Source organism: Citrobacter sp. ABFQG, from assembly GCF_004322975.1.
GTDB lineage: Bacteria > Pseudomonadota > Gammaproteobacteria > Enterobacterales > Enterobacteriaceae > Citrobacter > Citrobacter freundii.
The window spans coordinates 3,404,629-3,419,483 of sequence record NZ_CP036435.1 but is presented as its reverse complement, the minus strand read 5'-3'; the positions used below and the strand labels follow the sequence as shown (position 1 = coordinate 3,419,483).

The 14,855-nt window shown below is 52.8% G+C and carries 15 protein-coding genes; 8 read left to right on the top strand and 7 right to left on the bottom strand.

The genetic code is table 11. From position 1 onward, the window contains the following. Positions 1-60: 60 nt before the first annotated feature. The 4 genes from dauA to lolB form a co-directional block, all read right to left on the bottom strand. Positions 61-1,716 carry a C4-dicarboxylic acid transporter DauA gene (dauA, locus tag WN16_RS16795; protein ID WP_008322586.1) on the bottom strand — a complete coding sequence of 552 codons (1,656 nt, stop codon included), beginning with the start codon at positions 1,714-1,716 and terminating at the stop codon, positions 61-63. 151 nt (positions 1,717-1,867) lie between these two features. Further along, positions 1,868-2,815, bottom strand: coding sequence for a ribose-phosphate diphosphokinase (prs, locus tag WN16_RS16790; protein ID WP_001518537.1), 948 nt, complete (start codon positions 2,813-2,815; stop codon positions 1,868-1,870). A 265-nt stretch (positions 2,816-3,080) separates the two neighbouring features. Next, positions 3,081-3,932 carry a 4-(cytidine 5'-diphospho)-2-C-methyl-D-erythritol kinase gene (gene ispE / locus WN16_RS16785; RefSeq protein WP_044700194.1) on the bottom strand — a complete coding sequence of 284 codons (852 nt, stop codon included), beginning with the start codon at positions 3,930-3,932 and terminating at the stop codon, positions 3,081-3,083. Continuing rightward, the gene (lolB, locus tag WN16_RS16780) at positions 3,929-4,552 is read right to left on the bottom strand and encodes a lipoprotein insertase outer membrane protein LolB (protein WP_044700192.1); all 624 of its coding nucleotides are present in this window, start codon (positions 4,550-4,552) and stop codon (positions 3,929-3,931) included. Before lolB ends, ispE begins: the two co-directional genes overlap by 4 nt. A 211-nt stretch (positions 4,553-4,763) precedes the next feature. Between lolB and hemA the strand changes: the two genes are divergently transcribed. From hemA to kdsA, 6 genes are read left to right on the top strand one after another with little or no spacing between them, the layout of a single operon-like run. After that, complete coding sequence (gene hemA / locus WN16_RS16775; protein WP_003020789.1) at positions 4,764-6,020, top strand: glutamyl-tRNA reductase; 1,257 nt, start codon at positions 4,764-4,766, stop codon at positions 6,018-6,020. A 41-nt stretch (positions 6,021-6,061) separates the two neighbouring features. Continuing rightward, on the top strand, positions 6,062-7,144 hold the full coding sequence (prfA, locus tag WN16_RS16770; protein ID WP_044700189.1) for a peptide chain release factor 1: 1,083 nt from the start codon (positions 6,062-6,064) through the stop codon (positions 7,142-7,144). Continuing rightward, on the top strand, positions 7,144-7,977 hold the full coding sequence (gene prmC / locus WN16_RS16765; protein ID WP_044700188.1) for a peptide chain release factor N(5)-glutamine methyltransferase: 834 nt from the start codon (positions 7,144-7,146) through the stop codon (positions 7,975-7,977). Before prfA ends, prmC begins: the two co-directional genes overlap by 1 nt. After that, positions 7,974-8,366, top strand: coding sequence for an invasion regulator SirB2 (sirB2, locus tag WN16_RS16760; protein ID WP_003020779.1), 393 nt, complete (start codon positions 7,974-7,976; stop codon positions 8,364-8,366). The genes prmC and sirB2 overlap by 4 nt, the downstream gene beginning before the upstream one ends. Before the next feature lie 2 nt (positions 8,367-8,368). After that, positions 8,369-9,178 (top strand): invasion regulator SirB1, encoded by an 810-nt coding sequence (gene sirB1, locus WN16_RS16755; protein ID WP_003020775.1) that lies wholly within the window; start codon positions 8,369-8,371, stop codon positions 9,176-9,178. 35 nt (positions 9,179-9,213) lie between these two features. After that, the gene (gene kdsA / locus WN16_RS16750) at positions 9,214-10,068 is read left to right on the top strand and encodes a 3-deoxy-8-phosphooctulonate synthase (protein ID WP_003020772.1); all 855 of its coding nucleotides are present in this window, start codon (positions 9,214-9,216) and stop codon (positions 10,066-10,068) included. Between the two features lie 98 nt (positions 10,069-10,166). Here the strand turns inward: kdsA and chaA are convergent, their stop codons facing one another. After that, a complete protein-coding gene (gene chaA / locus WN16_RS16745; RefSeq protein WP_003020769.1) occupies positions 10,167-11,267 on the bottom strand; it encodes a sodium-potassium/proton antiporter ChaA in 1,101 nt (366 codons plus the stop codon). Between the two features lie 403 nt (positions 11,268-11,670). Here chaA and WN16_RS16740 point away from each other — a divergent pair, with 403 nt between their 5' ends. Then, a complete protein-coding gene (locus WN16_RS16740) occupies positions 11,671-12,366 on the top strand; it encodes a gamma-glutamylcyclotransferase (protein ID WP_003020766.1) in 696 nt (231 codons plus the stop codon). 54 nt (positions 12,367-12,420) lie between these two features. On the opposite strand, the gene WN16_RS16735 is transcribed toward WN16_RS16740, so the two are convergent. Continuing rightward, complete coding sequence (locus tag WN16_RS16735) at positions 12,421-12,666, bottom strand: DUF1883 domain-containing protein (RefSeq protein ID WP_003020763.1); 246 nt, start codon at positions 12,664-12,666, stop codon at positions 12,421-12,423. Positions 12,667-12,928: 262 nt separating this feature from the next. After that, the gene (locus tag WN16_RS16730; RefSeq protein ID WP_003020761.1) at positions 12,929-13,282 is read right to left on the bottom strand and encodes a DsrE/DsrF/TusD sulfur relay family protein; all 354 of its coding nucleotides are present in this window, start codon (positions 13,280-13,282) and stop codon (positions 12,929-12,931) included. Between the two features lie 175 nt (positions 13,283-13,457). Here WN16_RS16730 and WN16_RS16725 point away from each other — a divergent pair, with 175 nt between their 5' ends. Then, positions 13,458-14,843 carry a YchO/YchP family invasin gene (locus tag WN16_RS16725; RefSeq protein WP_044700186.1) on the top strand — a complete coding sequence of 462 codons (1,386 nt, stop codon included), beginning with the start codon at positions 13,458-13,460 and terminating at the stop codon, positions 14,841-14,843. The last annotated feature ends 12 nt before the right edge of the window (positions 14,844-14,855 follow it).

The window sequence follows — 14,855 nt, the reverse complement described above, 5'->3', positions numbered from 1 at the left end:
GGCCGGATAAGCGAACCTCATCCGGCAATAAAAAGGCTCCCGTTCACGGGAGCCTTTTTGCTATTTAATATCCGCTAAAGCGGCGTCTTTATTCGGGAAGAATGCCAGACGACCGGGGATCGGCTGAATACCCGCGCGCGCCATGGTGCGCAGCGGCTGAAATTCCAGGTTAGATACCCGCAGCTCGCAGCCTTCAGGCAGTTTTTTCACAAAACGCTGGAAAGCGTCCAGACCACCGGCATCCAGTACCGGGACCGCGTCCCACTTCAAGACTACGATGCGTTTACCTTCAATACGCGACTCGAGATCGGTAAATAATCCTTCCGCCGCGGCAAAGAATAGCGGGCCAATGACGCGCAACACCAGCACATCATCCGGTACGTCTACGTTGACCGGCGCCAGACGCGTCATGCGCGCAATACGACGCATAAACAGTAGAGATGCAAGAACGATACCGACGCTGATGGCGATAACCATATCGAACAGCACCGTCAGCGACATACACATCAGCATGACGATGATGTCGTCTTTCGGCGCATGACGCAGCAAATCCACCACTTTATGCGCTTCACTCATGTTCCATGCCACCATTAGCAGCAGGGCGGCCATGGCGGAAAGCGGTAACCAGGAAAGCAGCGGTGCAAGCACCAACAGGGCTAGGATCACCAGAATCGCATGGATAACCGCTGAGATTGGCGATGTTGCACCCGCGCGGACGTTTGCCGCAGAACGGGCAATTGCCGCCGTGGCGGTGATACCGCCAAAGAACGGTGCGACGATGTTGCCCAGTCCCTGACCAATCAGCTCACTGTTAGCTTTGTGTTTGGTGCCGGTCATCCCATCGAGTACGACGGCGCACAGCAGAGATTCGATCGCCCCGAGCATTGCCATCGAGAAGGCTGCCGGTAACAGCGCCTGTAACGAGCTCCAGCTCAGAGTAAAGTTTGACTCTGGCATATTCCACGGTAATACCAATTGCGGCAGCAACTGTGGGATACCATTGCCCTGCGAGCCGTCAGCCAGAATATAGTGGAACTGAGATCCGATGGTGGCGACATGGCCGCCGGTGAGGTTCACGATACCCATTACCGCACAGCCTGCCAGGAGTGCGGGAAGGTGGCCCGGTAATCGGATACCCAGACGCGGCCAGAAAATCAGGATCCCCAGTGTCACCACGCCAATCGCGGCATCACCCACGTTGATGGTCGGCAAGGCCATAAATAGCGCGCCAACCTTCTGCAAATAGTGCTCTGGCACGTGGGTCATTTGCAGGCCGAGAAAATCTTTAATCTGCATAGTACCGATGGTGATACCGATACCTGAGGTAAAACCTAGCGTAACGGACACCGGAATATATTCGATCAAACGACCAAAGCGGGCGAGGCCGAAAAGGATCAGGAATATCCCGGACATGAGCGTGGCAACCAGCAGGCCTGCCAACCCAAACTGTTGCGACACCGGATACAGAATCACCACGAAGGCGGCGGTTGGGCCAGATACGCTAAAGCGCGACCCCCCGGTAAGGGCGATAACAATCCCAGCAACGGCTGAGGTATACAGACCGTACTGCGGAGCAACGCCACTGCCTATTGCCAGCGCCATCGCCAGTGGAATGGCAATGATCCCAACCGTTATCCCGGCGATCAGGTCGCGGGTGAAGCGGGAAGCAGTATATTTTTCTTTCCAACAAGCGTCGATGAGGGCGCGGAAAGGCATCACATGTGAGGAAAATAATCTGTTCACAATAATGTTTCATCCATGGGCGCATCATCTGTCAACTGAATGGCAGGTGAAGGAGGCAAAAGTCATACAAATAAATATTACAGATAAAAAAACCCGCCGCAGCGGGTTTTTGAGCCGGGCTCGATTAATGCTCGAACATAGCAGAGATGGATTCTTCGTTGCTGATACGACGAATCGCTTCGGCCAGCATACCCGACAGGGTCAATGTACGCACGTTTGGCAGTGCTTTGATTTCGTCAGTCAGTGGAATGGTGTCACAGACAACGACTTCATCAATCACTGAGTTGCGCAGGTTGTTTGCCGCATTACCTGAGAAGATCGGGTGAGTAGCGTAAGCAAATACGCGTTTTGCACCACGTTCTTTCAGTGCTTCTGCTGCTTTGCACAGCGTACCGCCGGTATCGATCATGTCATCAACCAGTACGCAGTCACGACCTGCAACGTCACCAATAATGTGCATCACCTGAGAAACGTTCGCACGTGGGCGACGTTTGTCGATGATAGCCATATCGGTATCGTTCAGCAGTTTAGCGATAGCGCGGGCACGCACGACGCCACCGATATCCGGAGAAACCACAATCGGGTTGTCCAGGTTCAGCTGCAGCATGTCTTCTAACAGGATCGGGCTACCGAATACGTTATCAACCGGTACATCGAAGAAGCCCTGGATCTGTTCAGCATGCAGGTCAACGGTGAGGACGCGGTCAACGCCAACGCTGGACAGGAAATCAGCGACGACTTTAGCGGTAATCGGTACACGAGCGGAACGTACGCGACGATCCTGACGTGCATAGCCGAAGTAAGGAATAACGGCGGTGATACGGCCTGCGGAAGCACGGCGCAGCGCATCAACCATAACGACCAATTCCATCAGGTTGTCGTTAGTAGGGGCACAAGTGGACTGGATGATGAAAATATCACCACCGCGTACATTTTCATTAATTTGTACGCTGACTTCGCCGTCGCTAAAGCGACCTACAGCGGCGTCGCCGAGTGAAGTGTACAGGCGGTTGGCAATACGTTGTGCTAGTTCCGGGGTGGCGTTACCAGCAAAAAGCTTCATATCAGGCACGAGAAGAACCTCAGGCATGCGTCCATTGGTGGAAAGAATCTGCCGAAAACTGTGCGGGCCAGGCAGTATCCTCTCCATGCGGTGTATTAAAGAGCGCGATGCAACGTCTGGAACAGGGTGACGTTGTCACCGCAACTCAGCTTGCCCGGCTTACTCCTTATCCTTCGTGTTTCATGTTCGCTGGCATCAATTCCTCACACCAGTCACATACTTTTGTATGCTCCTGCGGTTTGTCATTTCGCCATCTTCCTGAAACCAGAAGGATTTAGAGTAACGCTCTGTGCAATGGGGAGAGGTTGACGCCTTTCGCCACAAAGCCTTTGAGCCATTCCGGGGCTTGCTCAAGCACCTGGCGAGCACGAGACTCAGTGTCAAATTCAGCAAAGACACAAGCCCCTGTACCAGTCAGGCGCGACGGCGCGTATTCTAACAGCCAGGAAAGCGCCGCATCAACCTCGCGAAAACGTTTTCTTGCGATAACCTCGCAATCATTGCCGAATTCACATTTTAGTAACGTTTTTATTGACCTTTTTGGCGTGTTGCGCGGGAGGTCGGGATCGTTAAAAATCACCGGTGTCGGAATGCTGACTCCCGGGTGAGCAACCAGATACCACTTTTCTTCAGGCTCGACCGGCGTCAGAATTTCTCCTACGCCTTCGGCAAAGGCCGCATGGCCGCGCACGAACACGGGAACATCCGCCCCTAGGGTTAAACCGAGTGCCGCCAGTTCATCAATCGAAAGTCCACACTGCCAGAGATGGTTCAGCGCCACCAGAACGGTTGCTGCATTTGATGAACCACCGCCAAGACCGCCGCCCATCGGCAGGCGTTTGTCGATACTGATGTCCGCACCGCTCCCTTTGGGAAGGCGATTGCTTTCAGATGCCACCTTCATCAGCAAACGTGCCGCACGGACGATCAGGTTGTCTTCGTGCGCAACGCCTTCCACCGGGGTTAACAGGCGGATTTCGCCGTCGCCACGCAGCGCAATATCTATCGTGTCGCCATAATCAAGAAACTGAAATAGCGTTTGCAGCGAATGGTAACCGTCCGTACGTTGCCCGGTGATGTATAAAAACAGATTCAGTTTTGCCGGAGAGGGCCAATGAGTCATCATTTCACAATCCAGTTATCCATTTTTAGCTTAATACGCTGGGAGCCGTCCGACAGCTCCATGTTTGCCGGCATCGCTGGCTGGGTTTTGCTGTCGTAGGCGCTATAGACCACTTTCCATCTTTTACCGTCTTTGCTGTAGTTCACTTCACTCAGACGATATTGGTCGTCGAGCTTGTAATCAGTAGCGTCACCCGGCAGGCCAAGGATCCACTGGCGCAGGCTATTCAATGGGATAGGCATGCCAGTCAGTTTGCCGATCATCTCTTCAGCGTCGTCGGCAGTGTAGTGCTTGCCTTTGTTATCGACCAGTTCGACGTTACCCGGCTGCGCATTGAGTTCCAGTTCAGTGCTGCCCAGTGGGTTGGTCAGCAGGAGACGATAGCGATCCTGACCGGTTTGCTGCCAGAAAAAGCGGGCATACACTTTCTGTTGATCGGAAATATAGGCAAACGCACCGCGCGTCTGATATTGGTTCAGGGCGCGTACTTCCTGCTGGTGCTGGCGCCACTGCGGGGAATCGGGGCTTTTGCCGGGACCTTTCGGCGCGTTGAGGGTACAGGCACTAAGAACCAGGGCCGCAAGGGGCAGCAGGCGAATCAGGCGAAAATCAGGCAGGGTCATAATGATGACAAATCCTTGAGATACGTTGCAGTTATAACTCTTAATGCTAGCGCCGCCATCAGACATCGTCTACGTTCAAGTTATCTTAAATCGCTTAAATTTGTGCACTAAGCTATTACTCCAAAAGGGGTCAGTCTCTTTTATTGACCGCACGCATCCTGTATGATGCACCCAGTCTAACCTTATCAACGCTGGTACTATTCCCGCACACATGACCCTTTTAGCGCTTGGTATTAACCATAAAACGGCACCTGTATCGCTGCGAGAACGCGTAACGTTTTCGCCGGATACGCTCGATCAGGCGCTGGACAGCCTGCAAGCGCTGCCAATGGTGCAGGGCGGGGTAGTGCTGTCGACGTGTAACCGCACAGAGATTTACCTCAGCGTGGAAGAGCAGGATAACCTGCGAGAAGCGCTGATTCGCTGGCTGTGCGAATACCATAACCTCAATGAAGAAGACCTGCGTAATAGCCTGTACTGGCACCAGGACAACGACGCCGTCAGTCATTTGATGCGCGTTGCCAGTGGTCTGGATTCACTGGTGCTCGGTGAACCGCAAATTTTGGGGCAGGTGAAAAAAGCATTTGCGGATTCGCAAAAAGGCCACCAGAACGCCAGTGCGCTGGAGCGCATGTTCCAGAAATCATTCTCTGTTGCTAAACGTGTACGTACAGAAACTGACATCGGTGCCAGCGCCGTGTCGGTGGCGTTTGCCGCCTGTACTCTGGCGCGGCAGATATTTGAATCGCTCTCAACGGTAACCGTGCTGTTAGTCGGTGCGGGCGAAACCATCGAGCTGGTAGCGCGACACTTGCGCGAGCATAAAGTGAAGAAGATGATCATCGCCAACCGTACGCGCGAGCGTGCGCAGGTGCTGGCGGATGAAGTCGGCGCCGAGGTGATTTCACTGAGTGATATCGACGCGCGTTTGCAGGATGCCGATATCATTATCAGTTCTACTGCCAGTCCGCTGCCGATTATCGGTAAAGGAATGGTGGAACGCGCGCTTAAAAACCGTCGCAATCAGCCTATGCTACTGGTGGATATCGCCGTACCGCGCGATGTCGAGCCGGAAGTGGGTAAATTGTCTAACGCCTATCTGTACAGCGTTGATGACCTGCAAAGCATCATTTCGCATAACCTGGCCCAGCGCAAAGCGGCGGCGGTGGAAGCCGAAACGATTGTGGAGCAGGAAGCCAGCGAGTTTATGGCCTGGCTACGCGCCCAGGGCGCAAGCGACACTATCCGCGAGTATCGCAGTCAGTCAGAACAGATCCGTGATGAACTGACCGCTAAAGCGTTGGCCGCTCTTCAGCAGGGCGGTGATGCGCAAGCCATTATGCAGGATTTGGCCTGGAAACTGACCAACCGCCTGATCCATGCACCAACCAAATCACTTCAACAGGCCGCCCGTGACGGGGATAGTGAACGCCTGAATATTCTGCGCGACAGCCTCGGGCTGGAGTAGCAGCACACCAATCTTATTTTTTACAGGGTGCATTTACGCCTATGAAGCCTTCTATCGTTGCCAAACTGGAAGCCCTGCATGAACGCCATGAAGAAGTTCAGGCGCTGCTCGGTGATGCGGGTACTATCGCAGATCAGGATCGCTTTCGTGCGCTGTCGCGCGAATATGCGCAATTAAGCGATGTCTCTCGCTGTTTTACGGACTGGCAACAGGTTCAGGAAGATATCGAGACGGCTCAGATGATGCTCGACGATCCTGAAATGCGTGAAATGGCGCAGGATGAACTGCGCGAAGCAAAAGAGAAATGCGAGCAGCTGGAACAGCATCTGCAGGTCCTGCTGTTACCTAAAGACCCCGATGACGAACGTAACGCCTTCCTCGAAGTGCGTGCGGGAACCGGTGGTGATGAAGCGGCGCTGTTTGCCGGCGATCTGTTCCGCATGTACAGCCGTTACGCTGAATCGCGTCGCTGGCGGGTAGAGATCATGAACGCCAGCGAAGGCGAACATGGCGGGTTTAAAGAAGTTATTGCCAAGATTAGCGGTGAAGGCGTTTACGGGCGACTGAAATTTGAGTCCGGCGGCCATCGCGTGCAGCGCGTACCTGCGACGGAATCGCAGGGGCGTATTCATACTTCTGCCTGTACGGTCGCTGTCATGCCGGAACTGCCGGATGCCGAACTGCCGGACATCAACCCGGCCGATCTGCGTATTGATACCTTCCGTTCATCAGGCGCGGGCGGTCAGCACGTTAACACCACCGACTCCGCAATCCGTATTACCCACTTACCGACCGGTATCGTGGTGGAATGCCAGGACGAACGTTCACAGCATAAAAACAAAGCCAAAGCGATGTCGGTGCTGGGGGCGCGAATTCGTGCCGCCGAAGTGGCAAGACGTCAACAGGCAGAAGCCTCTGAACGTCGTAACCTGTTGGGCAGCGGCGATCGCAGCGATCGTAACCGCACCTATAACTTCCCGCAGGGTCGTGTGACCGATCACCGCATTAACCTGACACTCTACCGTCTGGATGAAGCGATGGAAGGCAAACTGGATATGCTGATTGAGCCGATTGTCCAGGAATACCAGGCCGACCAACTGGCGGCGTTGTCCGAGCAGGATTAATGGATTATCAGCACTGGCTGCGTGAAGCGATAAGCCAATTACAGGAAAGCGAAAGCCCGCGACGTGACGCCGAGATTTTACTCGAGTTTGTCACCGGTAAGGGGCGCACCTTTATTCTGGCGTTCGGCGAAACGGTGTTAACCGAGGCGCAGCGTCAACGGCTCGATACATTACTGGAACGCCGTCAGCGGGGTGAGCCGGTGGCACATCTGACCGGCGTGCGCGAGTTCTGGTCGCTGCCGCTGTTTGTCTCTCCGGCTACGCTTATTCCACGCCCGGATACTGAGTGTCTTGTTGAGCAGGCGCTGGCTCGTCTGCCTGCCTCTGCGTGTCGTATTCTCGATTTGGGAACCGGTACGGGCGCCATCGCGCTGGCGCTGGCAACTGAGCGTCCGGATTGCGCGGTGACCGCGGTTGACCGCATGCTCGATGCCGTGGCGCTGGCAACTCGCAACAAACAGCATCTGGCCATCGACAATGTTTGCGTGCTGCAAAGCGACTGGTTCAGCGCTTTGCAGGGGCAGCAGTTTGACATGATTGTCAGCAATCCGCCGTATATCGACGAACAGGACCCGCACCTGGCGCTTGGCGATGTACGTTTTGAGCCGCTATCGGCACTGGTGGCGGGCGAGCAGGGTATGGCGGATATCGTGCATATCATTGACCAGTCTCGACACATGCTAACGCCCGGCGGATATCTGTTGCTGGAGCACGGCTGGCAGCAGGGACAGGCAGTCCGCGACGCCTATACTCATGCTGGTTACCAGGCGGTTGAAACCTGCCGCGACTATGGCGGCAACGAGCGAATTACGCTTGGACGCATCCCATCATGAGTACCTTCAGCGTGTTACTCAACGTCCATCTCATCAGCATTGCGCTTTCTGTTGGTCTGTTAACGCTGCGTTTTTGGTGGCGTTACACCGATTCGCGCCTTGCCTGCGCGCGCTGGACGCGCATCGTGCCGCCGGTTGTCGATACCGTTTTATTACTCAGCGGCATAGCGTTAATGGTTAAAGCGCACATCCTGCCATTCACTGAGCACGGGACATGGCTGACTGAAAAGCTGTTTGGGGTTATCATTTACATCGTTTTGGGTTTTATTGCGCTCGATTATCGTCGGGCGCGCAGTCAGCAGGCGCGATTAGTCGCATTTCCGCTGGCGCTGGTGGTGCTGTACATCATCATTAAACTCGCCACCACAAAAATACCGTTACTGGGGTAAGCATGAGGTCGTTAGCTGATTTCGAATTTAATAAAGCGCCATTGTGTGATGGGATGATCCTGGCGTCGGAGTCTATCCGTCTGGATTTTCCAACACAAACTGTGTATGACGAACTGGAACGTCTGGTTAGTCTGGCGCAAGAAGAAATTAGCCAGCTCCTGTCTCAGGATGAGCAACTGGAAAAACTGCTGGCACTTTTTTACGGCGAATGGGGGTTTACGGATACCCACGGCGTCTATCGTCTTTCTGATGCATTATGGCTTGACCAGGTACTGAAAAATCGTCAGGGCAGCGCCGTATCTCTGGGCGCTATCTTGTTGTGGATTGCCAACCGACTGGAGCTACCGCTGGTGCCGGTGATTTTCCCGACACAACTCATCCTGCGTATTGAATCGCTCGATGGCGAAATGTGGCTAATCAATCCGTTCAATGGCGAAACGTTAAATGAGCACACGCTGGAAGTGTGGCTGAAGGGGAATATCAGCCCGGTCGCGGAGCTGTTTAACGAAGACCTGGATGAGGCGGATAATGCAGAAGTAATCCGCAAGCTGCTCGACACGCTGAAATCATCGCTGATGGAAGAGCGGCAAATGGAGCTGGCGCTGCGTGCCAGCGAAGCACTATTACAGTTTAATCCTGAAGATCCGTATGAAATACGCGATCGTGGATTAATCTACGCGCAGCTCGAGTGTGAACATGTTGCGCTGACCGATTTAAGTTATTTCGTTGAGCAGTGTCCGGAAGACCCGATCAGCGAAATGATTCGTGCGCAGATTAATACTATTTCGCACAAGCAAATTGTATTGCATTGATTAATGACACTTTACCTACCGTTTAAGGCGATCCTATGAAACAAAAAGTGGTTAGCATTGGCGACATCAACGTGGCAAATGACCTGCCGTTCGTGCTGTTTGGCGGAATGAACGTGCTGGAATCCCGCGATCTGGCGATGCGCATTTGTGAGCACTACGTAACCGTTACTCAAAAGCTGGGTATCCCTTACGTGTTCAAAGCCTCCTTTGATAAAGCCAACCGTTCTTCCATCCACTCTTACCGTGGACCGGGCCTTGAAGAAGGGATGAAAATCTTCCAGGAACTGAAGCAGACTTTTGGCGTAAAAGTGATCACCGACGTTCACGAAGCCAGCCAGGCGCAGCCTGTTGCTGACGTGGTGGATGTGATTCAGCTGCCGGCATTCCTCGCGCGTCAGACCGATCTGGTGGAAGCGATGGCGAAAACCGGTGCCGTTATCAACGTGAAGAAACCGCAGTTCGTAAGCCCTGGCCAGATGGGCAATATCGTGGATAAATTCCATGAAGGTGGTAACGATAAGGTTATTCTGTGCGACCGTGGCGCGAACTTTGGTTATGACAACCTGGTTGTAGACATGCTGGGCTTCAGCGTGATGAAGAAAGTCTCCGGCAACTCACCGGTGATTTTTGACGTTACCCATGCGCTGCAATGCCGTGATCCGTTTGGCGCAGCAAGCGGCGGTCGTCGTGCGCAGGTTACCGAACTGGCTCGCGCCGGTATGGCGGTAGGTCTGGCGGGTCTGTTTATTGAAGCGCATCCGGATCCAGCCAATGCGAAATGCGATGGCCCATCCGCGCTGCCGCTGGCAAAACTGGAACAGTTCCTGACGCAGATTAAAGCGATTGATGACCTGGTGAAAAGCTTCGACGAGCTGGATACTGAGAACTAATTCATTTTGTGTGCCTGATAGAGCTTGCGCTTATCAGGTATACGAAAGGAAATAAGAAGCCGGACCCGACAAGTTATGTCGGTGTCCGGCTTTTTTCATCAGGCAAATATCGTCATCAGATAGGCGATAAACAGCGCCAGATGTGCCGCACCGTTAAGCACATTGGTGCGTCCGGTGGAAAAAGAGATATGGCACAGTACCAGTGAAGAAACCATCACAATCATCTCTGGCGCGCCCAGCGCAAACACCAAATCATTCCCGGTTGCCCATGCGATCAGCGTCACCACTGGTACGGTTAGTGAAATAGTGGCTAATACTGAACCGAAGAACAAATTCATCGCCCGCTGTACCTGATTGCTCAGAACCGCTTTCAGCGCGCCCAGCCCTTCAGGAGAGAGGATGAGTAACGCAACCAGGAAACCGGTAAAGGCCACTGGGGCATTCAGTTCAGTCAGCAAGGTCTCCAGTGGGCTGGCGTTCATCTTGGTTACGGCAATAACGGCGATCAGATGAATGATAAGCCAGGCGGCGTGCCACATATTGCTGTGTGCTGATGGCTTGCCGTGATGCGGGTCGTCATCGTCGCCTTCATCTTCATGCTCGTAAATGAACAGGCTTTGGTGCGTTTTGGTTTGAATCAGTAAAAATACGCCGTACATCGCTGCAGAAATTAATGCTACCAGCAGCGCCTGGGCGGTAGTGAAATTCGCTCCCGGTAAAGCCATTGGGAACACCAGTACAATAATGGCCAGTGGGAACAGGGCAATTAAATACTGTTTAATACCAAACAGATTCATATACTGAGTAGCAAATTTACGGCCACCCAATAGTAACGAAAAACCGACCAGACCGCCGGTGACGATCATAATGATTGAGTACAACGTGTCGCGCATGAGCGTAGGTGCAGCATCACCGGTCGCCATTAATGCGGAGATTAAGCTGACTTCGAGAATAACGACGGACAGGCTGAGGATCAGTGACCCGTAGGGTTCGCCAAGTCGATGTGCTAATACATCCGCATGACGAACAACGCTGAATGCGCTGCTTAATATACCAATAAGGGCCAGCGCATTAATACCGATGACCACTGGTAGTGACTGACTGCTCCCCCAGAAGAACAGGACTACCAGCGCCAAAATCGGGAAGACGAGAGAGGTCTCCTTGTGGCGGGTTTTTACCGCCTCATGTACTTGTGTCATTGAACTAATTCTCCATCTCTGCAGGTATTTATAATTATAAAAGTATTAAAGAATGTAAAAAATAACAGATCTTTCGGTATTTCCGATCTAGTTTTACGTAATTTTACGGCATGGACCAACTTTTGCATCCAAGCGGATAAAATTGCATATCTTGTTTATAGAGTATTTAAATAACAAAGCATTAGATTTTAACGTCAACAAAAATTGCTGATACTACTGATACAAATGATAGTGCAGAGCTTAGCAACGCGAGAGGATATAAAGTGCCGTTGACGCTTTGTTGCCTTGCAAGCTAGCGGCGAATTGCCTATTGTCCAGCTATTGGTTTCAAAATGAGCAGTAAAAAAGCCCGGAAGGCGTCAAAAAAGTTGTCGCAGGGAAGCAGCAGTGGCGGAGGTGTAAGGTGTTAACGCGTGATTTTTTATTGAATGCCGACTGCAAGACGGCATTTGGTGCTATTGAAGAATCACTACTCTGGTCAGCGGAACAACGGGCAGCCTCACTGGCGGCCACGCTTGCTTGCCGACCCGATGATGGACCGGTGTGGATCTTCGGTTATGGATCGTTGATGTGGAATCCGGCCTTAGAGTTTGATGAGTCCTGTACCGGGACGTTAGTTGGCTGGCACCGTGCTTTTTGCCTGCGCCTGACGGCGGGGCGAGGAACGGCGGGTCAGCCAGGACGCATGTTGGCCTTGAAAGAGGGCGGACGCACTACCGGTGTAGCCTACCGCTTACCTAACGCATCGCTCGAACAAGAGCTTTCTTTACTGTGGAAGCGTGAAATGATCACCGGATGCTATCTGCCCACCTGGTGCCAGTTGGCGCTGGATGATGGTCGGACGGTGAACGCGCTGGTCTTTATTATGGATCCTCGCCACCCGCTGTTTGAGTCAGACACGCGCGCGCAGGTGATTGCGCCGCTTATCGCTGCGGCGAGCGGACCTTTAGGCACCAACGCCCAGTATTTGTTCTCGCTGGAACAAGAGCTGGTCAAGTTGGGGATGCAGGATGACTGTCTTAACGATCTGGTGATCACGGTCAAACGATTGTTGGGAGAGAATCTGCCGGAAGGCGTTATGCGGCCAGGGTTTGCCTGAATCCAGCCGGGAACTGAATGCCCGAAAGCCAGGCGCTTTTCGGGCAATTAACGCTTAGGCTGCAATATAACTTATTGAATGCTCTAGCGACTGGCTGTGGCTGTCGATCAGCACATTCCAGATGCCGGTGTAGGGCACGGTCAACCATGCGTTATCACGATCCTGCACGCTTAAGATGTCGGACTGCGTGTCTTTGACGTGATTTTTCTCGCTCATCAGATGGATGTGACAGCGCTCGGAACAGCGCACAACCACCGTATCGCCACCAAATAACTTTAAACTTGCCTTCACTAATGCCATTTTTCACCCCGTTCTTGAAAACAACGTACTTTCTGTCGAAAGTGCTGCGTGATGTTGTTCACATTTCACTCATTGCATAACACCAAAGGGGGAGCAACGGGATGCTGATTTTGATCAAAAAATGGCATAACGATTAAACAAAAGTGACAAAATCCCTCAAAAGGATTGAAAGGGCGTGCTAACGTTCAACGAAACCGCGCCCATCTACGATTAAATCCGGAAATTATCGACACTTTCAGTGTGCTTGCCTGAAAGCGGTGTATCAGAAGGTCAGTACTTTATCTGCAGCCAGCGTCCATTGAGCCAGTTCAACCAGCGTGCCGACGGCTACTCCGTCAATTAACGGCAGCGTGGTGATTCCACGGCCATCGGTGCAGGTTTTGCACAGTTTTACCGGCACATTTTGCGCCGTCAGAATCTCCAGCATTTGCTGAATATTGTATCCTTCCGCAGGTTTTTGACCACGCAATCCCGCGGTTACCGCGTCCGACATTAAAAACAAACGCAGGTCGAGATCCCCTTCCTGCTCGCGCAAGGCGATAGCCAGACGTAGACTGTTAAATAACGATTCGCTTCCATAGGCTGCACCGTTCGCGACGATCACTATCTTTTGCATTTTTACTCCTTTTGCTGCATGTGAGCGTTAAAAACTGACACGTATGTTACACCTATTTCTAGATGCCAGGATAATGCCGAAAAAGCAAGGAAGGGCTGAAAATCAATACTGAAGACGTTATGGTTTAAGATAAGTATGCCGCTGTGGCTAATAGATATAAGAAACCACTAACGATTTGAGCCGTAATATTTATTTATCTCTCGCTGTATTTGCACTCTTGCCGTTGGCAGGCGGTACTGCCAGCGCGCAATCGTCATTTATTCACCAAGCGGAAAACCCTTTCGATAACAATAGTGATGGCTTGCCCGATCTTGGTATGGCGCCGGAGTCGCGGGCAGGCGAAAAGCACTTTGCCGAAATGGTCAAAGCGTTTGGGGAAGCCAGCATGACCGATAACGGGCTTGATACCGGTGAACAGGCGAAGCAGTTTGCGTTTGGCCAGGTGCGCGACAGGGTCAGCGAACAGGTGAATCAGCAACTGGAATCCTGGCTCTCTCCCTGGGGAAACGCCAGCGTCGGGTTGCAGGTGGATAACGAAGGCAGCTTTACCGGGAGTCGGGGAAGTTGGTTTATACCGTGGCAGGATAATCAACGTTATCTTACCTGGAGCCAGTTGGGGCTGACGCAACAGGACGGAGGCCTGGTCAGTAATGCGGGGATTGGGCAGCGCTGGGTTCGTGACGGTTGGTTACTGGGTTACAACACCTTTTATGACAACCTGCTGGATGAGAATCTGCCTCGGGGAGGCGTGGGGGCAGAGGCGTGGGGTGAATACCTCCGTTTATCTGCTAATTACTATCAACCGTTGTCCTCCTGGCAGGATCGTTTTGCAACTCAAGAACAACGGATGGCCCGGGGATACGACCTGACCGCGCAAATGCGCATGCCGTTCTATCAACATCTCAATACCAGCGTCAGCGTGGAGCAGTATTTTGGTGACCAGGTGGATCTGTTTCATTCCGGAACCGGGTACCACAATCCTGTGGCGGTTAATCTGGGATTGAGCTATACGCCGGTGCCGCTGATCACCGTGACAGCACAGCATAAGCAGGGTGAAAATGGCGTCAGTCAGAATAACCTCGGATTAACGCTAAATTATCGTTTTGGCGTGCCGCTAAAAAAACAGCTGATGGTAAGCGAGGTGGCAAACAGCCGATCGCTGCGCGGCAGTCGTTATGACGATCCACAACGTAACAATCTGCCGACGCTGGAGTATCGCCAGCGTAAAACACTGTCGGTATTTTTGGCCACGCCACCCTGGGATCTCAAGCCTGGTGAGACGGTGGCGTTGAAGGTGCAGGTGCGTAGTTTGCATGGGATCCGTCGTCTGGCATGGCAGGGTGATACTCAGGCGTTGAGCTTAACGGCGGGCAGCAATAGCCGAAGCGCTCAGGGTTGGACGATTATTATGCCGAAGTGGGACAACAGAGAAGGTGCGACAAACCGCTGGCGGTTGTCTGTGGTGGTAGAAGATGAGCAGGGCCAGCGTGTCTCTTCCAATGAGATCACGCTATCACTGACCGAACCGTTTATTACCGTTTCGGAAAATGATCCTCGTTAACAATGACGCATG